At 62.6% G+C, this 24376-nt stretch carries 23 protein-coding genes and 1 pseudogene; 9 read left to right on the top strand and 15 right to left on the bottom strand.

What is annotated here, in order from left to right; genetic code table 11:
• The first annotated feature begins 101 nt into the window (after positions 1-101).
• A complete protein-coding gene (locus RFN28_RS28750; protein WP_320290517.1) occupies positions 102-803 on the top strand; it encodes a VIT1/CCC1 transporter family protein in 702 nt (233 codons plus the stop codon).
• 75 nt (positions 804-878) lie between these two features.
• On the opposite strand, the gene RFN28_RS28755 is transcribed toward RFN28_RS28750, so the two are convergent.
• Positions 879-1235, bottom strand: a complete 357-nt coding sequence (locus RFN28_RS28755; protein ID WP_320290518.1) for an SHOCT domain-containing protein — start codon at positions 1233-1235, stop codon at positions 879-881.
• Between the two features lie 196 nt (positions 1236-1431).
• Between RFN28_RS28755 and RFN28_RS28760 the strand changes: the two genes are divergently transcribed.
• Positions 1432-2685: an MFS transporter gene (locus RFN28_RS28760; RefSeq protein ID WP_320290519.1), complete on the top strand. Its 1254-nt coding sequence runs from the start codon at positions 1432-1434 to the stop codon at positions 2683-2685.
• 41 nt (positions 2686-2726) lie between these two features.
• Here RFN28_RS28760 and RFN28_RS28765 read toward each other — a convergent pair whose 3' ends face one another.
• Positions 2727-3689: an alpha/beta fold hydrolase gene (locus RFN28_RS28765; protein ID WP_320290520.1), complete on the bottom strand. Its 963-nt coding sequence runs from the start codon at positions 3687-3689 to the stop codon at positions 2727-2729.
• 118 nt (positions 3690-3807) lie between these two features.
• The gene (locus RFN28_RS28770; RefSeq protein ID WP_320290521.1) at positions 3808-4317 is read right to left on the bottom strand and encodes a hydrolase; all 510 of its coding nucleotides are present in this window, start codon (positions 4315-4317) and stop codon (positions 3808-3810) included.
• A gap of 166 nt (positions 4318-4483) precedes the next feature.
• On the opposite strand from RFN28_RS28770, the gene groL reads away from it, so the two are divergent.
• The gene (groL, locus tag RFN28_RS28775) at positions 4484-6106 is read left to right on the top strand and encodes a chaperonin GroEL (protein WP_320290522.1); all 1623 of its coding nucleotides are present in this window, start codon (positions 4484-4486) and stop codon (positions 6104-6106) included.
• A gap of 99 nt (positions 6107-6205) precedes the next feature.
• Here groL and RFN28_RS28780 read toward each other — a convergent pair whose 3' ends face one another.
• From RFN28_RS28780 to RFN28_RS28810, 7 genes are all read right to left on the bottom strand, one after another.
• Positions 6206-8794: a cation-translocating P-type ATPase gene (locus RFN28_RS28780; RefSeq protein ID WP_320290523.1), complete on the bottom strand. Its 2589-nt coding sequence runs from the start codon at positions 8792-8794 to the stop codon at positions 6206-6208.
• Positions 8795-8834: 40 nt separating this feature from the next.
• Complete coding sequence (locus tag RFN28_RS28785) at positions 8835-9671, bottom strand: putative universal stress family protein (RefSeq protein ID WP_320290524.1); 837 nt, start codon at positions 9669-9671, stop codon at positions 8835-8837.
• 57 nt (positions 9672-9728) lie between these two features.
• Positions 9729-10556 (bottom strand): universal stress protein, encoded by an 828-nt coding sequence (locus tag RFN28_RS28790; RefSeq protein ID WP_320290526.1) that lies wholly within the window; start codon positions 10554-10556, stop codon positions 9729-9731.
• 73 nt (positions 10557-10629) lie between these two features.
• Entirely contained in the window at positions 10630-11055 is a 426-nt protein-coding gene (locus tag RFN28_RS28795; RefSeq protein WP_320290528.1) for a DUF3775 domain-containing protein, read from the bottom strand.
• Between the two features lie 63 nt (positions 11056-11118).
• The gene (locus tag RFN28_RS28800; protein ID WP_320290529.1) at positions 11119-11463 is read right to left on the bottom strand and encodes a c-type cytochrome; all 345 of its coding nucleotides are present in this window, start codon (positions 11461-11463) and stop codon (positions 11119-11121) included.
• Between the two features lie 45 nt (positions 11464-11508).
• Positions 11509-13293 (bottom strand): PHA/PHB synthase family protein, encoded by a 1785-nt coding sequence (locus tag RFN28_RS28805; protein ID WP_320290530.1) that lies wholly within the window; start codon positions 13291-13293, stop codon positions 11509-11511.
• 88 nt (positions 13294-13381) lie between these two features.
• Positions 13382-14026 carry a hypothetical protein gene (locus RFN28_RS28810; RefSeq protein WP_320290531.1) on the bottom strand — a complete coding sequence of 215 codons (645 nt, stop codon included), beginning with the start codon at positions 14024-14026 and terminating at the stop codon, positions 13382-13384.
• A 148-nt stretch (positions 14027-14174) separates the two neighbouring features.
• On the opposite strand from RFN28_RS28810, the gene RFN28_RS28815 reads away from it, so the two are divergent.
• The gene (locus RFN28_RS28815) at positions 14175-14708 is read left to right on the top strand and encodes a flavin reductase family protein (RefSeq protein WP_320290546.1); all 534 of its coding nucleotides are present in this window, start codon (positions 14175-14177) and stop codon (positions 14706-14708) included.
• 96 nt (positions 14709-14804) lie between these two features.
• On the top strand, positions 14805-15629 hold the full coding sequence (locus RFN28_RS28820; protein WP_320290532.1) for a universal stress protein: 825 nt from the start codon (positions 14805-14807) through the stop codon (positions 15627-15629).
• A 153-nt stretch (positions 15630-15782) separates the two neighbouring features.
• Here the strand turns inward: RFN28_RS28820 and ftsH are convergent, their stop codons facing one another.
• Entirely contained in the window at positions 15783-17618 is a 1836-nt protein-coding gene (gene ftsH, locus RFN28_RS28825; RefSeq protein WP_320290533.1) for an ATP-dependent zinc metalloprotease FtsH, read from the bottom strand.
• Positions 17619-18041: 423 nt separating this feature from the next.
• Here ftsH and RFN28_RS28830 point away from each other — a divergent pair, with 423 nt between their 5' ends.
• Both RFN28_RS28830 and RFN28_RS28835 read left to right on the top strand, forming a co-directional pair.
• Entirely contained in the window at positions 18042-18251 is a 210-nt protein-coding gene (locus RFN28_RS28830; RefSeq protein WP_320290534.1) for a ChaB family protein, read from the top strand.
• Positions 18252-18398: 147 nt separating this feature from the next.
• Complete coding sequence (locus tag RFN28_RS28835; protein WP_320290535.1) at positions 18399-19019, top strand: hypothetical protein; 621 nt, start codon at positions 18399-18401, stop codon at positions 19017-19019.
• A 93-nt stretch (positions 19020-19112) separates the two neighbouring features.
• Here the strand turns inward: RFN28_RS28835 and RFN28_RS28840 are convergent.
• Both RFN28_RS28840 and RFN28_RS28845 read right to left on the bottom strand, forming a co-directional pair.
• Positions 19113-19318: pseudogene (locus RFN28_RS28840) on the bottom strand (ABC transporter ATP-binding protein); the annotation flags it as partial.
• Between the two features lie 231 nt (positions 19319-19549).
• A complete protein-coding gene (locus tag RFN28_RS28845) occupies positions 19550-19909 on the bottom strand; it encodes a hypothetical protein (protein ID WP_320290536.1) in 360 nt (119 codons plus the stop codon).
• On the opposite strand from RFN28_RS28845, the gene RFN28_RS28850 reads away from it, so the two are divergent.
• Both RFN28_RS28850 and RFN28_RS28855 read left to right on the top strand, forming a co-directional pair.
• Positions 19871-21511 carry a DUF47 domain-containing protein gene (locus RFN28_RS28850; protein WP_320290537.1) on the top strand — a complete coding sequence of 547 codons (1641 nt, stop codon included), beginning with the start codon at positions 19871-19873 and terminating at the stop codon, positions 21509-21511. The two genes, RFN28_RS28845 and RFN28_RS28850, sit on opposite strands and share 39 nt — an antisense overlap.
• The gene (locus RFN28_RS28855) at positions 21508-23172 is read left to right on the top strand and encodes a PEP/pyruvate-binding domain-containing protein (RefSeq protein WP_320290538.1); all 1665 of its coding nucleotides are present in this window, start codon (positions 21508-21510) and stop codon (positions 23170-23172) included. The genes RFN28_RS28850 and RFN28_RS28855 overlap by 4 nt, the downstream gene beginning before the upstream one ends.
• Before the next feature lie 209 nt (positions 23173-23381).
• On the opposite strand, the gene RFN28_RS28860 is transcribed toward RFN28_RS28855, so the two are convergent.
• Both RFN28_RS28860 and RFN28_RS28865 read right to left on the bottom strand, forming a co-directional pair.
• Positions 23382-23786: a baeRF12 domain-containing protein gene (locus RFN28_RS28860; protein ID WP_320290539.1), complete on the bottom strand. Its 405-nt coding sequence runs from the start codon at positions 23784-23786 to the stop codon at positions 23382-23384.
• A 139-nt stretch (positions 23787-23925) separates the two neighbouring features.
• Entirely contained in the window at positions 23926-24267 is a 342-nt protein-coding gene (locus RFN28_RS28865) for an ArsR/SmtB family transcription factor (RefSeq protein WP_320290540.1), read from the bottom strand.
• Positions 24268-24376 lie beyond the last annotated feature (109 nt).

Consider the following 24376-nt stretch of genomic DNA (forward strand, 5'->3'; position numbering starts at 1 on the left):
GGCCGGTCGCGTGATTTCGCTCCGCATCCCCGGACCGGCGAGCCGCCGTTCACGCTCGCTCCCGTCGTCATGGAACGTGGCCTCACACAGGAAGGACCGAAATGAGCCGTCTCTCGCATTGCGAAATTCACATGGTGCACCGGATCGGCTGGCTCCGCGCCGCCGTGCTTGGCGCGAATGACGGTATCGTTTCCACCTCAAGCCTCGTGGTCGGCGTCGCCGCGGCCGGATCGGGATCGACCGAGATCCTGATCGCGGGATTGGCCGGCCTCGTTGCGGGCGCGATGTCGATGGCTGCCGGGGAATATGTCTCGGTCAGCTCCCAGACGGATGCCGAGAACGCCGACCTCGCGCGCGAGAAACGGGAACTCGCCGAGACGCCCGAGGCTGAGCTGGAAGAACTGACGCGGATTTACGTCGATCGGGGCCTCGACCGGGAACTTGCGGAGCGCGTCGCGCTCCAGCTGACTGAGCGTGACGCCCTGGGGACCCATGCCCGTGACGAACTGGGCATTTCCGAGACCGTCGCCGCCCGCCCGGTGCAGGCGGCCCTGGTCTCGGCCCTCACCTTCGCGTCAGGGGCGGTGGTGCCGGTGCTCGTTGCCCTCCTGACACCTGCGGATAAGACGAGCATCATCGTCGCGGCATCCACGCTCATTGCGTTGGCCATCCTGCGCGGCCTGGGTGCCACTGCCGGAGGAGCCGGCGTGGTGCACGGGGCCACGCGGGTCACGTTCTGGGGCGCGCTCGCGATGGGCGTCACCGCCGCGGTCGGGACGATCTTCGGAGTTAGCGCCGGATAGCTGGCGAAAAGTTGGCTAAGCGCCAAAGGAACATCTCAACGACGGCCGCACCTTCTGCCGGGACGCCAACGCCACTTATTCGCCGAGCACACGGCGCCTTTCCTCGAACTCTTCCTTGTCGATCTCGCCGCGCGCAAATCGCTCGCGAAGAATGTCGAGCGGTGTGCGGCCCGAGTGATGCGGTAATACTGGCCCCGACCACGGTCCACCCAGCCCGCGGACGAGAACGACTACGGCTACCACCAGCACCGCGAGGAAGAGTATCATGAACAGCGGACCGAAAATCATGGCATACCAACCTCCGCCCCACATCATGTGAGGTCCCCAATCGTACCTTCCGATGTCGGACGGCGCCTGTGCCCATGCTGCACCGGGGGCAAGGGCCACAGCAGCGCTCACTGCCGCGACGGACTTCATCAAAGCCTTCTGCATTGGCTTGCTCCATCTTGGACGGATAACATTCTACGCCGTTGATCGGCTTCCACTTTGCGCGAGATCAACCGCCTTCGCGGCGTGCTCCGCATAGCGGCGCAACGGCCTTGCCATTGCGTGGTCGATCTCGATGGACAGCGCCACCGCCGGTTCGCTACGCTGAGCATGACCAACACCGACAGGGCGAACGGGGGGCATGGAACAGTTTCAGGAAATCACCCCCGTCCGCCTGAGGACCATCCCTGCGGGGATCTGGGCGCTGGGCTTCGTCTCGCTGCTGATGGACGTGTCGTCGGAGATGATCCACGCCTTGCTGCCGATCTATCTCGTCACCGTCATGGGAGCATCGATGGTGACGGTCGGCACCATCGAAGGCATTGCCGAAGCGACGGCCGCCATCACCAAGGTTTTTTCGGGCGCACTGTCTGATTGGCTGGGAAAACGCAAGCTGCTGGCGGTCATCGGTTACGGCCTCGCCGCCCTCACCAAGCCGGTATTCCCGTTGGCCTCTTCGGTCGGCTGGCTTGTGGCGGCCCGCTTTGTCGACCGTGTCGGCAAGGGTATTCGCGGCGCTCCGCGCGATGCCCTGGTTGCGGACATCGCCCCCGCTCATGCACGCGGCGCCAGTTTCGGACTTCGCCAAGCGCTCGACACGGTTGGCGCGTTTGTCGGGCCGCTGCTCGCGATCGGTCTCATGTGGCTGACCGCCAATCAGTTTCGGTCCGTGTTCTGGGCTGCGGTCGTTCCCGGCTTCCTGGCGGTCGCGCTGCTGGTCGTAGCCGTCCATGAGCCCGCCCGGCCCGCCGGCCTGCGTGAGGTGCGTGCTCCCTTGAGCTTGCTCGAGCTCAGGCGCCTGGGCTCACCCTTCTGGCTGGTTGTCTGCGTCGCCACCGTGTTCACATTGGCCAGGTTCAGCGAAGCGTTTCTCATCCTGCGCGCGCAGGGCATGGGTTTGCCGATCGTGCTCGTCCCGCTGGTGCTCGTGGTCATGAATGTGGTCTACTCGCTCGCCGCCTATCCGGCCGGCGCGCTCTCGGATCGCGTCAATCGCCTGACGATGCTTATTCTCGGCTTCCTGATCCTGATTGCCGCGGACATCGTGCTGGCGTCCCCTGGAAATCTGGCCGGCGTGGCGCTTGGCGTGGCCCTCTGGGGCCTGCATCTTGGCTTCACGCAAGGGCTTCTCGCAACGCTCGTCGCCGATACCGCCCCGCCAGAGCTGAGAGGCACCGCCTTCGGGATGTTCAATCTGTCGGGCGGGCTCGCGCTGCTGGCCGCCAGCCTGCTGGCGGGGGCGCTCTGGGATCTTTTCGGACCGCGCATGACCTTCCTGGCGGGCGCAGGCTTCACGGCTCTGGCGCTCCTTGGCCTTGGCCTGGTCCGTTGGCTGATGCCGACCCTTGGACGTAATGGAGACCCGCAAGAAGAAGGCGCGGTGTCCGGCTCCTGACGCCGATACTGAGCAACCGCTTCCCTGTCCGGGCTATCGGGTCACGGGATCACGCCCGCTCCCTCCAAGAACACGCGGACGGCGTCGCGAACCTGCTGCGCGTGTCCAACCAAAAGATGTCCACCGGTGTCGTAGACGACCAGCTTTGCACCGGGGATCTTACCGGCCGTGAATTCGGCTGCCGGCAGCGTGTTAAACAGGTCGTCTCGCGCGGAGATGATCATTGTCGGTGCAGTGATGTCTTCCAGCGGCAGCTCATGTAACTCGGGGGCGCTGTCGATGTTGATTCCGGGGAAGCGCAGCGACAACGGTTCGACGCTCCTGACGAAGCTCATGACGCGGCCCCTCTCGGCCTGGGGCGCGGCTGCTACCACCGCCGGTCGAACGCCGAGAAAGCGAATAAGTGTCGACGGCGCGATAGTCTCGGCGGCCCACCAGGCGAAATCGCCGCCAGCATTGACGGCCCAGAATGCGAACCTGTTGCCGAGGCCCACGTTGATCGAGACGCGACTGGTGGGCGAATAAAGGGCTGGGACGATCAGAATGAGAGCGGCGACCTTGTCGGGATGCCGGAGTGTCAGCTCGACCGCTGAACGGGCGCCTGCCGAAACGCCGACGACCACCGCCTTGGGAACGTTCAGTCTGGAAAGCAGCGCCGCGTGCGCGTCGCCCTGCGCGGCTGGAGAGGGGTCTCGCGGAACGGGCGTGCGCAGATAGCCGAAGCGCGACGGCGCGATGACCCGAAAGCCTCCACCCACAAGATCGGCAGCAATGGCGAGGCCCAGGTCAAAACCGCCGCCGGCGCCGTGGATCGACAGCAGTGGAATGCCCGTACCGCTGTCGGCGTATTCGATCGGGCCGATGTCGAGGTTGGCGATCAGGCTGCCGCGGCTGACGGCCTCGCGCAGACGACCAACCTCGTTCCTGTAAAGCAAGAACGCCACAGCGGTCGCTGTCGCAATGGCGATGAGCATGACCAGCAGGAAACCGCCAATTCGACTCATTGCGATAGCTCCTCCAAGGGACGAGCGAGCATCAGTCCGCATCACTTGAAAGCAAGTGGATATCTCAATCCCTTGAGTAACGGCAACTGGGTGACGGCAACGCGTTGACCTGCGGGTGCTAAGCTATGGCCGCAACGCCAACGATATAGTTCTTTCCATAGGCCTTGGCGCATTTCGGGCACGTCGTATAGAAGAAATAGACATCGCCCGGCTCCGATTTTCGTTCGCGCGCGATCTGCCGCATCTCCTCGTGCCACTGGCTTGCCTGGCTGTATGGGCCTTCGAACACCTTCGTCAGAAAGTCGCCGCTCAGCGTGGTCATTTCTTCCTCGGGAACGGCTTTCGAGACTGAGAAAAGATGCTCGCTGGTCCAGGGGGAGAGATCGCGGCTGAGAACGATGAACTGGCCATCGGCCGAAGCACCGGCAGCATCGATGTGCTGGTTAACTCTGGCGAAAACGGCGCCCATGTTCACGGGGACATGCATGACGCTGCGGGTCGTCGCTCTCACGAATGGCTTGTCGCGGAAGTGCAGCTCCTGATCGTCCCAGCCGCCTGGATTGAATTTGGGACAGCAGCCAGTCCTGTTCACGCCGGCATCGTAATGCGGCGTCTCGTTCGTCTGCATGGCCATCTCCCGATGTGAGCAGATGGCAGCAGAGCAGCGGAAGACTCAGCCATCATTGATTCCGGTCAAAACGGCAAACATGTCGGCGGAACCGGAATTGATGCACATCAAGGCCGATCGATCACAACGCGGCTAGGTGGACGTTCAGGTAGTTTCGGAGACGACCATGGCCCACAAACAGGTGCTGTTTCGGTCGGCGGCGCGTGAGAAGATTCTGCGCGGTGCGACCCAGCTTGCCGACGCCGTTCGGGTGACTCTCGGCCCGCGCTCGAAGTCGGTGCTGATCGAAAAGAAATGGGGCGCGCCAATCGTCTGCAACGACGGCGTGACGATCGCCAAGGAATTCGACCTGAAGGACGCTGAAGAAAATCTCGGCGCGCGCATGTTGAGACAGGCCGCCGAGAAGACCGGCGACATGGTCGGCGACGGAACGAGCACATCGACCATCCTCGCCCATGCAATATTCGCCGACGGCGTGCGCAATGTCGTCGCGGGCGCGAGCGCTATCGACATCAAGCGCGGTCTCGACCGTGCGACGAAGCGCGTGATCGAAACGCTCAAACAGATATCGCGGCCGGTCGCGACCAGGCGCGAGAAGGAACAGGTGGCGACGATCTCCGCCCACAACGATCCGCTGATCGGCGAACTGGTCGGCGAGGCCATGGAGAAAGTGGGGGGCGAAGGCGTCATCACGGTCGAGGAATCGAAGACAACCGAAACGGTCCTCGATGTGGTCGAAGGCATGCAGTTCGACCGCGGCTTCCTGTCCCCCTACTTCGTGACCGACACCGAGAAGATGGAGGCGGTGCTGGAAGACGCGCTCGTGCTCATTGTCGAAAAGAAGATCTCGTCACTCAACGACCTGATCAAGCTGCTCGAGGCCGTGGCGAAATCAGGATCGCCACTGCTTGTGATCGCGGAGGATGTGGAGGGCGAAGCGCTTGCCACGCTCATCGTCAACCAGATCCGCGGCACGTTCAAGAACTGCGCCGTGAAGGCGCCGGGCTTCGGCGACCGCCGCAAGGCCATGCTGCAGGACATCGCCATCCTGACGGGCGGGCAGGTCATTTCAGAGGACATCGGCCTCAAGCTCGAGAACGTGACGATGGCGCAATTGGGACGCGCGAAGCGCGTGGTCGTCGACAAGGATAACACCACGATCATCGGCGGCGGCGGCGAGCAGAAGACCATCAAGGCGCGCGTCGAGCAGATCCGGCGAGAGATCAGCGATACGACCAGCGACTATGATCGCGAGAAGCTCCAGGAGCGGCTTGCCAAGCTCGCCGGCGGCGTGGCCGTCATCAAGGTGGGCGCACCGACAGAAGCCGAGATGAAGTCGAAAAAGGAAGCGCTCGACGACGCCATCAGCGCCACCAAGGCTGCCGTCGCGGAGGGTATCGTGCCTGGCGGCGGCCTGGCCCTGCTGCGCTGCATCGGTGCGGTCGCCGAGGAAGAAGCGCGTTGCGAAGGCGACGAGCGCACCGGGCTCCAGATCCTCAAGCGCGCGCTGGAAATGCCTGTGCGCCAGATCGCCGAGAATTCTGCCGTCGATGGCGGCGTGGTCGTCGCCAGGATGAGCGAAGGCAAGGGAAATTTCGGCTTTGACGCCGGCCGTAAGGAATATGTCGACCTCGTGGAAGCCGGCATCATCGACCCGACCAAGGTCGTGCGCATCGCGCTGGAGAACGCCGTCTCCGTCGCCAGCGTCCTGCTCCTGACGGAAGCGACCATGACGGAGATTCCAGAGCCGGCGAAGGAGCGTCCGCTTGAACCGGAAATGTCGATGTAGCGACAAGCCGCAGTTCCTGACATCGAGGCGACAGCGCGATAGCGTGGATTGGGATCGCCGACAGTATTTATTTATTTAGCCTGAGTTCCGGCATTCAGCTCAGGTCCTCAGCATTCCTCGCGAGCGATATTTCAGAAACTCGAGCAATCCGACCATACAAAGCCCGGCAGCCAGTGCCACGGCCAGATGGCTCAGACGCGGCTGGCCGAATTGGAAGAGAGCGGTCGCGGGCTGGTAGAGCAGCACCAGGCCAAGCACCAGTGCATCCACGGCGATGACTACGACAAGGGCGCGATTGGGCCTTAGAAGCGCTGAAATCGGCGAGGCGCTGTAGGTGCGATTGACCAACACCAGCCCGACTATTGCGACGATGAGGGCGAAGAAAGTCAGGCCGCGTACTTCTCCTTCCGGGATTCCTGCATAAAGGCTGAGCAGATAGACGGCAGCGACAACTGCCAGTGCCAGCAGGCCCTGCGCAAGGCTCCATGCCATCAGCGGACGGGTAAACAGGGTCTCTTGCGGATCCCGCGGTGGTCGGTCCATGATGTCGTCCTCCTCGGATTCCGCCTCAAAGACGAGCGAGCAGACCGGGTCGATCACCATTTCCAGGAATGCGATGTGCAGCGGCCCGAGCAGGATGGGCAGACCGAACAGCAGCGGCATCAGGGCCAGCCCCGCTATCGGCACATGAACGGCGGAGATGAAGCTCATTGCCTTGCGCAGATTGTCATAGATGCGTCGTCCGAGCCGGATCGTCGCAACGATCGACCCGAAGTCGTCGTCGAGAAGAACGATGGAGGAAGCCTCGCGCGCGACATCCGTGCCGCGTCCTCCCATGGCGACGCCAATGTCGGCGGCTTTCAGGGACGGAGCATCGTTTACGCCGTCCCCTGTCATCGCGACAATCTCGCCAGTCGCCTTCAGGGCTCTGACGATGGCCAGCTTCTGATCGGGCATAATTCGGGCAAACACTGTCGTCGTCTTCGCCGTTGCCGACAGGTCTGCTTCGTCCATCTCTTTCAGCTCTTCGCCCGTGACGACACCGGTAGTGTCGAGCCCGGCCTCGCTTGCAATCGCTGTGGCGGTTGCGGGATAGTCCCCGGTGATCATCACGACGCGGATGCCGGCCGAGCGGCAGCTGGCCACTGCTTCCCGGACTCCCGCGCGGAGTGGATCGGCTAGTCCGACCAGCCCCACGAATTCGAAGGCGAAGGCGGTTTGGTGGTCAGGCAAATTGTTCACCGGGTGGCCGGCGCGGGCCACACCAAGCACCCTGAGGCCCTCGGTCGCCATAGCGTCCGCGGATCTCCGGATTGCACTGGCCTGGTCCTTGGGAAGACCGCAAAGGCCTATGATCGCTTCGGGAGAGCCTTTGGCAGCGATAAGGCAATCGTCGTCGCCTGCAGCCAGCCGCCAGGCGTTCGACATGGCCAGCAGTTCGGGCCGAAGCCTGTAGCTGCGAAGCAATTGGCGGCCGATCGCCGGCCTGTGCAAACTTCGATCGGCAAGGTCGTGAAATGCCTTTTCCATAGGGTCGAAGGGAATTTCAGCACTGGCCAGCGCTCCGAGTTCAACCAGATCCCTGATCGCTTCGGGAAGCCCGTCTGAGAATTCGAGCGGCGAGTAAACACCTCCATCGGGCGTCCTCAACTCCGCGATGGCCATCTGGTTTCGGGTGAGCGTCCCGGTTTTGTCGGTACACAGTACGGTCGCGGACCCAAGCGTCTCGATGGCCGTCGCTCTGCGGGTAAGCACACGCGCCTTCGATATGCGCCAGGCGCCCATGGCCATGAAGATCGTCAGCACCATCGGAAATTCTTCCGGCAGCATCGACATGCCGAGGGCAATCCCCGCCAATATCCCGTCGAGCCATTCTCCGCGCAACCAGCCATGCAACAGAACCGCTAGCACGCTGACGGCCGCGCCAACCACAGCGAACAGCCTGACGACGCGTCTTGTCTGCATCTGGAGCCGAGGCGCCTCAATCTCCAAGGTGCTGAGCGACTGGCCGATGGCACCGATTGCGGTGCGAAGCCCGGTTGCCGTCACTTCGCCGATACCCGAGCCGCGGACGACCAGCGATCCAGAGAAAACGGCTGGCACGTCATCTCCACCCGGTCGGTGCTTGATGGTCCGGTCACCCGACATTGCCGCGATCTTTCGCACCGGCACGGATTCGCCGGTGAGCAGGGATTCGTCGACCTGGAGGTCGCCGGCTTGTATCAGGGTTAGATCAGCTGGCGCACGATCTCCTTCGCCAAGCATGACGATATCGCCGCGAACCACCTCACGCCCGGCTATCCGACGACGTTCGCCGTCGCGCACCACCAGCGCACGAGGGCTCGTGAGATCGCGGAGTGCGTCCAAGACACGTTCCGTACGCGCTTCCTGCACGACGGTTATTGCAACCGAGAGGGTGGCGAAGCACAACAGGACCAACGCCTCGCGCAAATCGCCAAGCAGGAGATATACCGCGCCGCTGCCCAGCAGCAGCGCCAGCATCGGTTCGCGAACGACCTCGACGACAATTTTCAGCGGTGTGCGTCGTCCAGATCTGGGCAGCTCGTTCGGCCCTTCGGCCAGAATTCTGGCCCGCGCTTCGGCCTCGCTGAGGCCGCACAAGCTCTCGCCAGGCGCTGGAGTGCTGGTCACGTCATCTGCCGGATGCTTGTTTGCCGTTGTCAGCATCCGCTTGGGTCCGTGCGTTGGAGTAGCGGCCTCTCATCGCCTAATGAGACATCAATACCGGCAATCGCAGATCCGACAAAATCCCTTCGGTCGCTCCGCCAAGCACGAAGTCCCTCAAACGCGAGTGGCCCCATCCGCCCATAACGAGAAGATTGCCGCCGATCTTCACGGCGTGCTCCTGAAGAGCGATGCCGATTTCACTCTTGCCGGCCCGGATTGATGCCGCCTTCGCCCGAAAGCCGCGCGCTTCCAGTCCATGCGCGAGGCGATCGCCGATATCCTGGCGCGGCAACGCCTTCTCATCCGTCACGGTCACGATCGATATTGCGGAGGCGCGCTCCAAATACGGTCGTGCGTCGGCCACTGCCCGGGCAGCCACGCGGCTGCCGTCCCAGGCGATCACCACATGGTCAAGGGCGCCGACATCCCTCCCGCCCGGAAGAATCAATGTCGGGCGGCCGGAGCTGAACACGACCTCCTCGATAGTCATTCGGGCCGCTTCGTTGCTTGCGCTCCATCCCACCAGGCAGAGATCGAAATAGCGCCCCTCCCTGGCGGCGGCCTCTCCCATCAGCGCGGGCTGCGCCTTCAACTCCTGTCTGGTCAAGGTCACGTTGCATCGCGCGGCTTCAGCCGCGACCGTCTCCAGCAAAGCCTTGCCGCGGTTTCGGCTGGCAGTCTCGACCTCCCGAATCTTCGCGGGAAGGTCGAACAGGAAACCGGACAACGCGTTTGAAACGTCCGGGATGTCGACGTTGATGACCGCTGCGTCCAGCGTGGCGCCGAGTTGCCTGGCAACCGCCACCGCATTTGATGCCACCTTCGGCCCGGGTGAATCCGGGTAGGTTGGCAAGAACAAGGATGCCAAAAGTTGCATTGGCCTCGTCTCCTTCAATGGCATGCCTACGTGGCGGACACAGATGGCTGGGGCCCTTCAATTCGACAGAAGCCTGTGGAATGAGCCCGACCTGAGCAGGGATCGCGTCGCGCCCCCGAAAGCCCATTCACGGAACCGGCTGTGGCCGTAGCCGCCGGCCACGATGAGGTCGGCCCCGATTTGATCGGCCGCGACGAGAATGGCGTCGCCCGCCGATGATCCATCGCTTTCCAGCAACTGCGATCGAGCCTTCACGCCATGCTTCATCAGGAAGCGCACGACATCGGCCGCGCCATCTCGCGCGGCGAGCGTGCCTCTTTCAGCTGCGCTGAAAACGGTCACCTCCTTGGCATTGCGCAAGAAAGGCATCGCATCGACCACCGCCCGTCGCGCTTCGCGGCAGTCCTTCCAGGCAACCATGACCTTCTCGCCTTTGAGGGTGCGGAGATCGTCGGTGGCAAACAGAACCGGCTTGCCCGCGGACAGGACCAGTGCGCCCGGATCGATGGTCCTTTGGAAGTCGCCGGCGGCAGCCGCAGCGGGCGCGCCGGTGATCACCAGATCGGCCGCTCGCGCGTGCAGGGCAACGGCGCGTGTAGGATCGTCAAGCTCGGCGCGCCATGATGCGCGTTCGTTGTTGCCGACGACGGCAAGGAACTCCTCCTTGAGCTTGTTGATACGATCCTCGATATCGAGGGTCCGCTGACGCAAAACCTCTGCCACAGCCAGCGACGATTCGCTCGGCGACACCAGCGTGGAAGCTTCGGCTGCCGTCACCGCGATGAGATCCGCCTCGAATTTCCTCGCGATCTCTTGCGCGAAAATCAGGCGCGGCGTTGCCGACGCATCGATATCGAGCTGGACCAGTATTGTCGTGTAGATCATATCCGGCCTCCATGACAGGCTGGTAGATCAGCACGGTCGGGAGCTTCGCACTTTGATGCGCATCAAGTCCTGTTCAGTCGGAGCAAGACAGGCCGAGAGCGTCAAGCCCGGCCTCGAGGTGATCGCCGAGGAGCGGGTTGCCGCAGAGGTAGCCGGCTGTGTGCCTGTTGTGGGCGTAGGCGGCCTGCTGACGGACCTCTTCCCAATCGGCTGCCTCACCGTCATCCCTGCCGAGCCACATCAACGCCACGAGGTCGATCTGCTCATCGATGGAGAGCTCCGAGATCAGCGAGCCAAGCTCTTCACGCACAGGGTCGTCGTCGTGATCCTGAAGCACCGCGATCTCATTGTCGTCCGTGGGATTGGATCCCGCGTCCGGCTCGGCAACGGCAACCTTGACGTCGAATTCATGTGCCTTGGCGACTATAAAGCAGACTTTCCGGACCGGAATTGCCAGTTCCGGCGTCTCGATGTCTTCACTTCCGATTCCGCGTTTCATCCGACATCTCCTCTTCGTCTTCTGCGGATCACGCGTCCCTCAAGCCGGTCGGAATAGCCCCAATCATCGATCGAGGCTCCCGATGTAGGCGATGATGGCCTCGATCTGATCGGGAGCGGCCACGAACTCGGGCATATCCGGGTGGCCGGTGGAAATTCCCTCGGCCAGAGCTTCCTGCAGGTCTTCGATCGGATAGCGAAGGTGCAATGAACGGAAGGGCGGAGCATCAGGATGGGTGCTTGCGCCAGTCGGGCCAATGGCATGGCAGCGCGCGCAGTTTGTTTCGACCAGCCTCTTGCCATAGGCAATCTGCAGATTGTCGCCCGCCCAGGCGGGCAGTGTGAAGGCGACTGCAAACGGCAGGATCGCGAATGCTGCTCGACGTTTCATGTGTACCGAATACGCCATGAACCGACGCCGAACCTTGACCTGGCTCAAACCGCCGAAAAGGCGCTATCGTTCAAGGACATACGTGCCGGGCGCTCTGCAAATCGCCTTCAAGTCGCCTGCGGCGCCGGACCGGTCGGCCGCGACCTCGCAGCCGGAATGGCCTGCCAACCATTCAACCCAGGCCGACCACCAGGAGCCATATGTCACGCCGGCGTTCTTGGCCCATTCATCCGCGTCCGGGCGGATATCCGCGTGACGGCAGCTGAGCCGCCGGTAGGAACGGCCCGGGTGGCCGGGCTCGGAAACGATGCCCGCATTGTGTCCGCCGCTTGTCAGGATGAAGTCGATGTCGGTGTCGAGGAGATAGGTCAGCTTGAATACCGAGCGCCAAGGCGCGACGTGATCCGTCTCGGTGCCGACCGCGAACACCGGTGCTCGAATATCCTCCAGATGAATGGGGCTGTCCCCGACAGAGAATCGCCCCTCGACAAGGTCGTTGTCCAAATAAAGCTGCCGCAAATATTGCGACTGCATGCGGAACGGCATCCGGGTCGAGTCGGCATTCCAGGCCATGAGGTCGGTCATTGAAGCGCGCTCGCCGAGCAGATATTCGCGAACGATGCGTGACCAGATCAGGTCCTGCGAGCGAAGCATCTGGAAAGCGCCGGCCATGCGGCGCTGATCGAGGGTGCCCTCGACCCACATCACGTCCTCGAGCAGGGTGATCTGGCTCTCGTCCATGAAGAGGCCGAGTTCGCCCGGTTCTTCGAAATCAACCTGCGCCGCGAAAAGCGACAGGCTGGCGAACCGGTGATCGCCATCGCGGGCCATCGCCGACGCGGCGATCGACAGTAGCGTGCCGCCAAGGCAGTAGCCCACCCCATGGACCCGGCTGCTCCCGGTCGCCTTCTCGACCGCATCCATGGCCTCCATCACGCCGAGGCGGCGGTAGTCGTCCAGCGAGAGACCACTCTGATTGCCACCCGGATTGCGCCAGGAGATGCAGAAAACCGTATAGCCGCTCCGGACAAGATGGCGGACCAGCGAGTTCCGCGGCGAAAGATCGAGGATGTAGTATTTCATGATCCAGGCGGGGACGATGAGGATCGGCTCCTCCTTCACCGTGCCCGTCATCGGGGCATAACGGATCAATTCGATCAGCTCATTTCGGAAGATCACCTCGCCTGGCGTGACGGCGACCTCGATGCCTGGCCGAAAGCTTTCCGCGCCGGCCGGCGGTTTGCCGTCGATCAGACGAATGAGGTCATCGAGGAGGTTGTTGGCGCCGCTGACGAAATTGGCGCCATTTTCCCGATAGGCCCTGTCGATGACCTCCGGGTTGAGCGCAGGGAAATTCGAGGGCGAAACGGTATCCAGGATTTGCCGGCTGTAGAACTCGACGAGGCGCTCATGCCTCTTGGTCACTCCTGGAAATCCAGTGGTCGCATTGTGCCACCATTGCTGGGAAAGCAGGAAGGCTTGCTGCATGGCGTTGAAGGGGAATGCCTGCCAGGCCGGGTGCTGGAACCTCTTGTCCTGCGGCAATGGCGTGATGGTTGGCGAGGCAGCGCCCATCCCGAGCCAGCAGCGAAAGAGAAAATCGCTCAGCCTCGCAACCTTTTCGACCGCTTTGGCTGAGATCTCCCCCTGCTTGCCCGGCGATGAGGACAGGTGCAGCAGCCAGTCCTGCCAGGCTTGCAGGAGGCTGATCGGCGAAATGCCTGCCGTGGAGGCGGTCAGCAAGGCATGCGAGAGCCGATCGACATCGCGATAGATGCCTCCGGCCTCTTTGGCCGGCAGTGGCAACGCGCGACCGCCGACCGCAGCCGCGACCTCATGCCCGGACATAATCTGGTCCTCTGCCTTGTCGTGAACACCTGGGACGGAGCGCCGACCGGCAGCTGGTTTCCGCCCGCTCTTTCTTGATCGCAACATTTCAGGTGGCGAGGGTTGCCGCAGCCATGTCGTCGATCGTCGTTTCCGCCTCTTTGCGAACCCGCCCGGCTGTTTCCGAAGCAAGCTTGGCGCCGATGGAAGCGAACTTGCCGACCTCGCTCGCATAGTCGGAGGTAGCGTTCTGGAGGAAGTTCACATACACGTCGAAGGCATCGACGAATTCGTCGCCGGCCGTCAGCTTGTCGAGGAGCTTCAGGTCATCCTCAAACCGTCGCTTGAGGAAGGATACACCTTCGATCTGCATGCGCAGCAGGGCGCGGATCGAATGCGCCTGAAGAGCGGCGGTCGCTCGAATGAATTTCTGTCCGGTTTTGGCCAAAGGGAGCAGCTCCGGCGCACGAAACTCTTCTGCATTCCAGATCATGATGTTTTTCCTTTCGCACTTCGCTTCAATGTCTTGTTTTCGGCTGGCGAGATCGTGAACGGCGTCCGAAGCCGTAGCTTGCGGACGGGCGTTTGCTTCTCCTGGACGAAGCCAGTTCGAAATAGATCGCGGCTCCGGCGATAAAGGCGAGGCAGAGCACGGCGCCCCAAAGGAGAATGTCTTCAGCGGACATGGATCAGCCCCTGTCGGTTCTGGCCGAACATCGCAGGACCCGTTCAGGCTGGCATTGATCGGGATCAATGGATTCGGTTGCCATGCAGCAATCGCCGTCGCCGCACCGCCCCAACCCGCATCCCGGCTTTTTGACCCTGATCAAGGCGAGGGACGGTATCGTCAGCAACAAGTCGGCGCGAACAAGCGCGTTGCGGATGCGCAGCGAGGGACAAAGATGAAGGAACTGCCGCTCGCCGAAGTGTATCGGCTCATCGAACCCGGTCCGGTCGTCCTGCTGACGACAAGGTCCAGGCAAGGCCGCGCGAACGTGATGACCATGTCCTGGCACATGATGGCGGAAATTGCGCCGCCGACGATCGCCTGCGTCGTGTCGAGCAACGACCTCTCGTTCTTTGCTCTGCGTCAGACAAAGGAGTGCGTGATTGCAGTTCCTGCCGTTGAACTTGCGGAGAAGGTCGTCAAAGTCGGCAACTGCTCTGGCCGCGATACGGATAAGTTCGCGACTGCCTGGCTGACACCGCTGCGCGCCGAGCGGGTGTCGGCGCCGCTGGTGGCCGAATGCTTCGCCAATCTCGAATGTCGCGTGGTCGATACGCGCCTGGTCAACAAATACAATTTGTTCGTCCTGGCAGTCCTGAAAGCCTGGGTGGATCCGGGACAGCCAAAGCCGAAAACAATCCATCACATCGGCAATGGCGCCTTCATTGTTGACGGCGACGTCATCCATTTCGAGTCCCGTATACCCTGAGGGATCTCACAACATCACTTTGATCAACATCAAGGCGCGCTCATCCCGGCGAAGTAGCTTCGGCGCATCGAAACATCCAAACCGGAAGCCCTGCCGATGAGCTACAAATCCATTCTCCTGAACCTTGGCATCGATGGTCCAGTAGAACCGCTCACGCGGGCTGGCATCGACCTCGCCAAGCGTTTTGACGCACGGCTGATCGGCTTCTGTGCCGCCGATGCGCCGTTGCCGGTGACGATGGCGCCCGAGGGCGCGGCCGTTGCGGCCGAACTCTGGGAACAGTCGCGGGACGAAATCCGGCAAAAGCTCAAGGATCTGCGCGGCGAGTTCGAGGCTCTCGTCGCCGGAGCGGTCAAGACGGATTGGCGCGGCGCGATCGAAAATCCGGATCATGCCCTGGCCAGAAGTTCTCGTCTCGCCGATCTCATCCTCACCGGCGCGGCGCAGGGCGCAGCCACCGGCGATTCCTATCGCACGGCCGATCCGGGCAGTCTGGTGCTGCGCGCCGGAAGGCCTGTGCTGGTCGCCGCCCATGGCACGGCGGATATTCCCGCCGGCAGGGTCGTGGTGGCTTGGAAGGATACGCGCGAAGCGAGGCGCGCGATAGCGGACGCTGTGCCACTGATGGCCATGGCCAATGAAGTCACCATCGTTGCCGTCGATCGCAACCCGGATGACTGGATCAGGGACAGTGTCAAGGACGCGGCGAGCTTCCTGGCAGGCCACGGCATCAGGTCGCGGACCGAAATCCTGAAGTCGGATGATGAAGCCAATCGCCTCATCGATTTCCTCGCCTCGGTCAATGCCGAACTGATCGTGTCGGGCGCCTACGGACACAGCCGTTTGCGGGAATGGGTGTTCGGCGGGGTTACCCGCTCGCTGCTCGACGAGGTCTGGCTCAATCGGCTGATGTCGAGCTGATGCCGGCTTGATTTTGGCTCGCCGATCGACATTTTCGTGAGGGACATCCAATTGCCTACGCTGCAGGTCTGACCCCTGCTTCGCGCGGTGACGGCGTCAAACGCCGATCTGCCTAAGGCATGCTCTCGCATGCCGGCGAATTGTGGGGAGCCGTCACGATCGTCCCGCCACTTTTTTGGCCGAGGCAGCAGGCGGGGTCGCGCGACGCAGGGCCGGAAAATCGTCGGGCGTTATCGTCTCGCGTTCGAGAAGGAGGCTGGCCCCGGCCCTGAGGTCGGCTATCCTTGACCTGAGCAGGTCCTGCGCTGCCGCATAGGCATCGTCCAGCATCCGGCGGACCGCGAGATCGACTTCACGGGCTGTGGCCTCGGAATAGTCGCGCTTATGCAGCGAGCCGTCCCCCAGCCACTGCTGTTTCTGTTCCTCGAGGACGGCCTGTCCAACAGAAGCGCTCATGCCGAACCGCGTGACGCTCTGGCGCGCGACATCCGTTGCCTTGGCGAGGTCATCCGCCGCGCCAGTCGAAACCTCGCCATAGACGATGTCCTCCGCCGCCCGACCAGCCAGAAGGGCGATCATCCGCTCCTTCAGCTCGCCCTGGGTGATCAGGAACCGGTCGTCGGTCGGGCGCTGCATGGTGTAGCCGAGGGCGCCGATCGAGCGCGGGATGATCGACACCTTGTGCACGGGGTCCGTTTTGGGAAGCGCAGCCGCGGCAAGCGCATGCCCCATTTCATGATAAGCAACCCTTTCGCGCTCCGCCGGATTGAGCAGCCTGCCCTTGCGCTCGGAACCGGCGACGATGCGCTCCACCGCGTTGGTGAAATCGTCCATCGTCACCTTATCGGCGTTGCGCCGGGTGGCGAAGATCGCCGCTTCGTTGACGAGATTGGCGAGGTCTGCGCCGGTGAAGCCGGGCGTGATGCCTGCCACCTCGCCGATGTCCACGCCCGGCGCCATTGCAACGCTGCGGACATGAACCTTGAGGATGGCCTCGCGCCCTTTCCGGTCGGGCCTGTCGATCACCACCTGGCGATCGAAGCGCCCGGCGCGCGTGAGCGCCGGATCGAGGGTTTCCGGCCGATTGGTGGCGGCAAGCAGCACGATGCCGATGCGCGGATCGAAGCCGTCCAGCTCCGACAGGAGCTGGTTGAGCGTCTGTTCCTTCTCGTCGGCGCCGCCATAGCCCGCGAAGGGGCTGCGCGCGCGCCCGAGCGCGTCCAGCTCGTCGATGAAGATGATGCAAGGCGCGGCCTGCCTTGCCTGCTCGAAGAGGTCTCGAACCCGTGCCGCTCCCACACCGACGAACATCTCGACGAACTCGGAACCGGAGATCGAGAAGAAGGGCACGCCCGCTTCGCCCGCCACCGCGCGCGCCATCAACGTCTTGCCGGTGCCAGGCGGCCCGACCAGAAGAGTGCCCTTGGGGATGCGCGCGCCAAGCCGGCCATATTTGTCCTTGTCCTTCAGGAAGGAGACGATCTCCTTGAGCTCGAGCTTGGCCTCGTCGACGCCGGCGACATCGTCGAAGGTCACGCCGGTCTGTTTCTCGACGTAGATCTTGGCCTTCGACTTTCCGATATTGACCAAACCGCCCATGCCTTGCCGTTCGGCGAAGCCGCGGAAGAGAAACATCCAGAGGCCGAAGAAGAGCAGCGCCGGCAGGATCCACGACAGGATGGTGGTCAGCCAATTGCTGTCGGTGCCGCCCGATACCTTGACGCCGGCCTTCTCGAAGGCTTCGGCCGAGGCCGGATCGACGCGAGCGGCGATGAAAAGGCTTTTGCCGTCCTGCGGCTCCTTGAACTGGCCCTGGATGGTCGTTTCGGTCAGCGTCACCGAGGCGACCTTGCCTTCCCCAACCAGCCGCATGACGTCGCTGTAGGAGAGCTGCGCGACGTCCCGCCAACCGAGCCAGACTTGGAACAGGCCGACGAGAACCAGCGCGAGGATGAAGTAGCCGATGTTGAAACTATGCTTCCTGTCCATACCAGTCTCCGGCGGGGTCATGCACCTCGGGAACCTAGCCGCGCCGCACTCTCGCGACTTTGAGCGAAGTCAAGGAGAGCCGGGTTTGCCGCGCGTGGCCGAGCCGCGCGCATGTATCGGCACTTGACGATTTAGTGCAGCAACCGACCCGCGACATCGTTGACCAGAAAATCACCGAAGCCCGCCTCGGCCAGGTTGGGGAGGCTTGATAGGCCGCTCGAAGGGGCCTCCTCTCGCTTGTGTCGGCCCGGGTTCGATCACTGCGGCGCCGATGAGCCGAATGGAATTGCCCGGCCATGACTTGCGCGAAATCAAAGTATGCGCCTTCGTCAGTCCTTAGAAGAAGAAGGAGGCAGCCATGCGGTGGATCGCTTCCAGGGTAACCGGGGGCACGCACCTGCCCTTCTTCATGTGAAACGATCTATGCCATACGCTTCGATCGAGGATCTTCCGCCGTCAATCAGTGAGCACCTTCCCCGCCACGCCCAGGAGATCTATCGCGCCGCCTTCAACAACGCCTGGGATGAATATGCAGATCGCGGCGAGGGGCGCGAGGAAATCGCTCATCGGGTCGCTTGGGCCGCGGTGAAGCGCCGCTACCACAAGACAGCAGGCGCTTGGGTGCCGTGGTAAGCGACTCCCGTTCCTCGGAGCACCGGCCAGTTTCCCGTTCCTGAATTCGCATTGTTGCTCGGCGCCCAGGTAACCCTTTGATGCGGATCAAGGTGTTGCGTTGCCAAGCTGTCTTGATGCTGAAAGCAACCAACGGGAGACGCTGAGATGGTCGGCATTACCTTAAGCCCGGAGCAGATCCGAACCGCTCCGCCGGAAGTTCGGCAATGGCTGGAACACGAGATCGCGCAGTCGCTGGGGCTCGGCCCGGCGGCCGAACCAGGTCCGCCCGACGCGCCGCATCTGGCCGCCTGCAGTCCGCAGGAAGCCATGGCGATCTACGCTTCGATCCGCAGCATGCTCCCTGTCGTCAGCGTCTTCTTCGAGCTGGGCCGGGAGGGAACAAGCATCGCCGAGCGAGGCCTCGAGGCTTTCCGGCTTTCCGACATGCTGCGCAACACGCGTCTCCCAAACGCTGGGCAGTTGGCCGCCTGCCTGGAGGTGATCGACCGAGCCTTCCGCCTGGCGCGCAATGACGACCACGCCGTGCTTTCGATCCTCGACCCCAGAGGCTATTGCATCGTTGCTGAGGCTACGCAGCAGAGCGTCCTCGCTGTGTGGACGCAGGAAATAGCCGCACAGCAATTCCCGGATGATGCCGTGCCGGAAAGTGCCGAGGTTTCGCCGGCGGTGCCGTTCTCAACCTCGGGCGCCGTGCCGCCCCAGTCCGTCCACCTCGGCCAGCCTTTTACGGAATCGGCTGCGCGGCCAAACGGCCAGCGAAATTAGGCGACAAACGCGTCCCGCCCTCGCCGGGGCGCATGTTCGGGCCGAGAGGTCGACTTGGCTCAACAACGCCATGGATGACTGGATGCGCCGGTCGCCGGTCAGCCGGCGGTCGACCAACTCGATGATGCGGTCGCATTGCGCTGCGAGATCGTGGTTGTGAGTGACGATCAGGAAGGTAGTCCCTCGCTCCAGGTTGAAGCGCCGCATCAATTCGACCCCCCCCCCTGGGCCGAAGCCGTGTCGAGGTTTCCAGTCGGCTCGTCCGCCAGCACCTGTTGGCGGGATATGGCCGAAGACTTCGGAAGCGGAGCAAAGCGGGACTTGGACGACCGGAAAATAACAGTGAAAACTGCCAGTAAGTTGATTTCTAATTCACAAATATATTAGTCGGTTAACTATTAAGTATCCCACTTTATTCATCCGAGCGAAATTTATCCGCATACCCGATAGCTGCCGTTGATCTGCATCAAAGCGGACAGCGGCGCACGAATATTTATTTACGACGCGCCAGCATCTGAAACCAGCACAAATCATTCCGGAGTTCGAACATGGAGAAGACCGGTGTCGTCGCCGCGCTCGGGCAAACCGAGCTTTTGCGCCCGGCTTGGATCAAGGCGGCGCTGGCGGCCAACGACCGGCTCAAATTCTATCTGACGGTGCTGCAGGCAGCCCGTGCCCAAGCCGATCATCCAGGAACGGCGCAACTCGACCTCCACAGGGAATATTCCTTGGCGCATATCGATGCACCATGGATCATCGAACTCCCTGCTTCCGCTTATCTTGAGGCTTCGACACTCCATCTCGCCAATCTGCCCAAGCTGGCGGAAAAGCTGCGCGACGATCTGCGCATCATGGCGCGCCCGATCCAAGGCAGCGCCGAGGATCCGCATCTCGCGCTTTCCGCGCGCGTGGACCAGTGGTGCCGGTGGGTCGATCATCTTGGAACGGAGCTCGACCCGGCGCAATTGAAAGCACTGACTAGCGGCAAACGCGGTGACGAAGACAGCTTCCATCTGCTGGTCATGGATTTGCACAAGGCGCTCAACCATCTGGCGGCGCAGCTCTCCGGCGACACGATCGACGGTGCCCATGTCTGGCAAGTGTCGCAACAAGATGGACCGAGGATTTCCGCTTTCATGCGGGGACTCAATCATACACGGGCGCTGAAGCTCGATCACCCGGGCCTCGAAACCGCTGCAACGCGCGACGGCGAACGCCTGCTTATCCAGAACGACATCGGCACCAACGACGCGCATGTGCTCGTCGCGCAGGTGGAAGGCCTGGTGCTGACGCTGACCTACTCGGATCTGCATCGGCAGCGCTTCGCATTCTTTCAGGACATGCTCTCGCAGATCGGCGCGAAATGGTCGGCGGTCGGTTCGCGCATGACCGAAGGCCTCAATTCAGGAGATGCCTACTACATCGGCACCGCAACGTTTGAATGTTCGGACGAAGCCGGCTTGCTCAAGGCGCTGGAAGGACTGGGCGCGCGCATCGTCTTTCTGATTGATTGGAATCGCGCCCGCAAGCGGCTGCGCCAGATCGTCGGCAAAGCCGGTTCCATCGCTGTCCTGAACGAATGCGCGCGGCGAGAGATCGGTCACAGGGGCTGGCTCGAAGCGGGAGGCGAAGCACTGATATTCGCCGCCATGGAGGCTGCAGGCAGCGACTACTTCCACATCGGCGACACACTCGATGCCGTCATGGGCACCGTCCCGGCGCAGGAATTCCTGATCGAAGCGATGGCAATGGCGTCGCAGGCGATGCAGCAGCGTCAGCCGGTGTCGCGGATCGCGGACTCGATCCGCCTGCTGCTCATCCGCCATGTGGGGCGCCATCATGATGAATTCGCACTGCTGAGCGAGCACGCTTCGTTCTGCCACGCGCTGGCTGAAGGAATCCGCGACGCCATTGCCCACGGTCACGAGCGTTCCGCCAAGGATGCCGAAAAGCTGGCCAAGCGGGCAAAGGCGTGGGAACGCAAGGCGGACCTGCTCGTCATGCGCTCGCGCGAACGCGCCGAACGCAATCCGCGTTGGTTGCCGTTCAAACGGCTGATCGAGCGCGCCGACGACATTGCCGACGCGATGGAGGAAGCTGCCTTCCTTTTCTCGCTGATCGCCGAGAACCACGACAAAGCCTGGCCGGGCGACGTGCACCAAGGGATGCAGCAGCTTGCCGAAAAGGCCCTCCAGGCCACTCAGGATCACGTCAAGCTGCTGTTGATTGCCAGCGCGCTTGGCGAAGGCAGCGACGCCGGCGACCATGAGGAATTCATCGCCATCTCCTGGCGCGTGGTCAATGCCGAGCAGCAGTGCGATCAGTTGCTGCGCGATGTGAGACGACTTTTGGTGCGCAACGTCGATGATGCCGCGACGCTCGGCCTGGGCACCGATTTCGCCGCGGCGTTGGAATCGGCAACGGATGCGCTGCTTGCAACCGCCTATGGCATACGCGACTTGGCCTTCAGCCGTCTGGGAGTCGAAGCATGAGCGTATCCGCCACATCGACCGGGCAGCGTGCGACCAAGGACGATCTCAAGCGTATATACTTCATCGGCGGCAAGAGGCCGCTGCAGGACGCGGCCACCACGGCCGTCCTCGGGTTCAAGGCCTACAACCTCGCCAAAATGGCTGCGCTTGGCCTCAAGGTGCCGCCTGCCTTCGTGATAGGGACCGGCTACTGCGCCGATCCGCAGACCGTCGTTCCGCAACTTTGGCAGCCTGCCCTGGCGGAGCTCGAAGCGTTCACCGGATTGAAGCTGGGAGACGTCCGCCGACCGTTGCTCCTCTCGGTGCGTTCGGGTGCGCCGGTCTCGATGCCGGGCATGATGGAGACGTTGCTGAATATCGGACTTACGGATGCGACCATTCCCGGCCTGATACGGCTAACCGGCCATCCCCGACTTGCCTGGGACGCCTACCGCCGGCTTATCGCCGGCTATGGCGAAGTGGTCGCCGGTATCGGTCCTGAGCATTTCGAGGCCGATCTTGCCGCCATCCGGCAGGACGAGGATGAACGATCCCTCGATTTCGCAAGCCTCCGGCAGGTCGCCCAACTGCATCTTGAGACTTTTCGCCGCGAGGCCGGGGCGCCGTTCCCCCAGGATCCGGAAACCCAGTTGAGCGAGGCGATCAGCGCAATTTTCCGGTCGTGGGGAAGCGAAAAGGCGATGGCCTATCGCAATCTTCACGATCTGTCGCATGAGATGGGCACGGCCGTGACCGTCCAGCGAATGGTGTTCGGCAACGCCGGCGGCCTCTCCGGGGCCGGCGTCGGCTTCACGCGCAATCCCGTCACCGGCGACCACAAACCTTGGGTGGACTTCCTTTTCAATGCGCAGGGCGAGGATGTCGTGAGTGGGCGCCGCACCGCCCGTGGCCATGACGAGCTTGCCGCGGTGGCGCCGCAAGTCTGGGAGGAGCTGGTCGACGCGGCGGCCTTGCTCGAACGCCACTTCGGGGACATGCAGGATTTCGAGTTCACCGTCCAGGACGGGGTGTTGTTCCTGCTGCAGACCCGCAACGGGAAACGCACTCCCATGGCGACCGCCCGCATTGCGCTGGATCTCCTGGCCGAGGGTGTGATCGACGTGGAGACCGCGCGGGAGCGGACGCGCGGCCTCGACCGGCATGCGCTGACTGTCCGCAGCATTGGGAGCGACGTTGGCACCGCGTTGCATCCAATTGCCTCGGCGGCATCCGCATCGAGCGGTGTCGTCTGCGGCGAGATCGCGCTCGCAGAGGCAAGGGTGCGCGAGCGCAAGGGCGCCGGTATCAGCGTCATCCTCGTGCGCAGCGATGCCGAAACCCGCGACATTGCCGCGCTCGACATCGCCGACGGATTGTTGACGCAGCGCGGCGCCAGGACATCGCATGCCGCGGTCGTCGCGCGACAGCTTGGCAAAGTCTGTCTGGTCGGTTGTGAGACAATGGCGATCGACGCCGCGCGAAATGAGGTCAACATCGGCGGCACCATCTTTCCGGAAGGTGCTGTGATCACGTTGGACGGCAATAACGGCAGCATCTATCCCGGTGCGGCGCGTATCGTCGCGAGCGTGCAGACCGAGCTCCTGGCTCGGCTGGACGCGTTGCATGGCCGCTCGGCGGAGCCGGCAGGGAAATCGGCGACCCTATTGGCTGAGGTGGGCTGACTGCCGCAATCACGGGCACCAGCCGCTACCCAACGCTCCTTTTGAGATCGTGGCGTCCGTCCGTGAGACGCCGACAATGGACGACGTGATCGGCAAGATGAGCTCGCCAGCCGTATGCGCGATCTTCAAGCCATCCCTACCTACCCTAGCCTGATCAGCTCGCGCAGAAACGCGCGTCGCCAGCTATGGTGGCGACGCGCGAACTTCGTTTATGCCGTCGCAACAGCGTATTTGATCGATTCCACCGAGTGTTTGACGAAGTCCTTGCCGATCTCGCCCACCAGCTTCGCATTCAACGACGGCTGGTAGTGCCTGCGCATTTCGCCGAGCGTGCGCGGATCGGCGATCACCAGTATGTGCTCGTACGCTTCCTCGAGCGCCTGGTGGTTGAGATAGGCCGCAACCGAACCGGCGAAATCGTCCTCACGCAGACGGGACTGGTCAGGATTGGCGGTTGAGCTGCGATGCCTGCCGCCGGATCCGGCGCGGGCCACTTCAAGGACGGGATCCTCGATTTCGACCAAATCGAGATGAGGTTCGTGGCCCTTGTTGTGAAACAGCCGCAGCCTCTCGCCATCCGTAACCGCGACCAGGGTGTCATTGCTCAGGATCATCTGTTTTCTCCATAGTCGGATCACGCGGGCGTGCGTGCGCCTGATGCATCAATGCAAAAAGGAGATTGCAGATCCGATTGCGCCGCCTTGACCTCGATCAAGTAAGGGACAGCTGTCGCTCAGCTTTTGCGCGGGTTTCCTACCTTGGGCAGAAAGCCGAATGCAGCGCCTCGATGACCGTCAGCACTTCCGGCCTGGTGATGCGGTAATAAACGGTCGTCCCTTCGCGGCGGGCTTCGACCAGCCCATCGGCCCTCAGCCGCATAAGCTGTTGCGACATCGGCACCTGATCGATGTCGAGCAGTTCTCGCAGTTCGGCCACCGAGCGCTCCTCGTTGCCGAGTGCGCACAGCACGAGCAAACGCTGCGGGTGGGACAGGCTCCGAAGCAGTTCCGCCGCCTTGTCCGAGGCTGGGATCAAATCTCTTACATTCATGTTCTTGAATTTATAATCTTTGAATGTTACATGCAAGCTTGCCATCCGGGCTCGTCGACGCCGTCACCTTACAACCGCGCCGCCCCGTTTGGAAATTGAGCCTGATCAACGCAGAGCGCGGCTTTCCCGCGCAGGATGCTGCGAAGATCTAACC

This window comes from Mesorhizobium album, assembly GCF_033977205.1.
Classification (GTDB): Bacteria; Pseudomonadota; Alphaproteobacteria; order Rhizobiales; family Rhizobiaceae; genus Mesorhizobium; species Mesorhizobium album.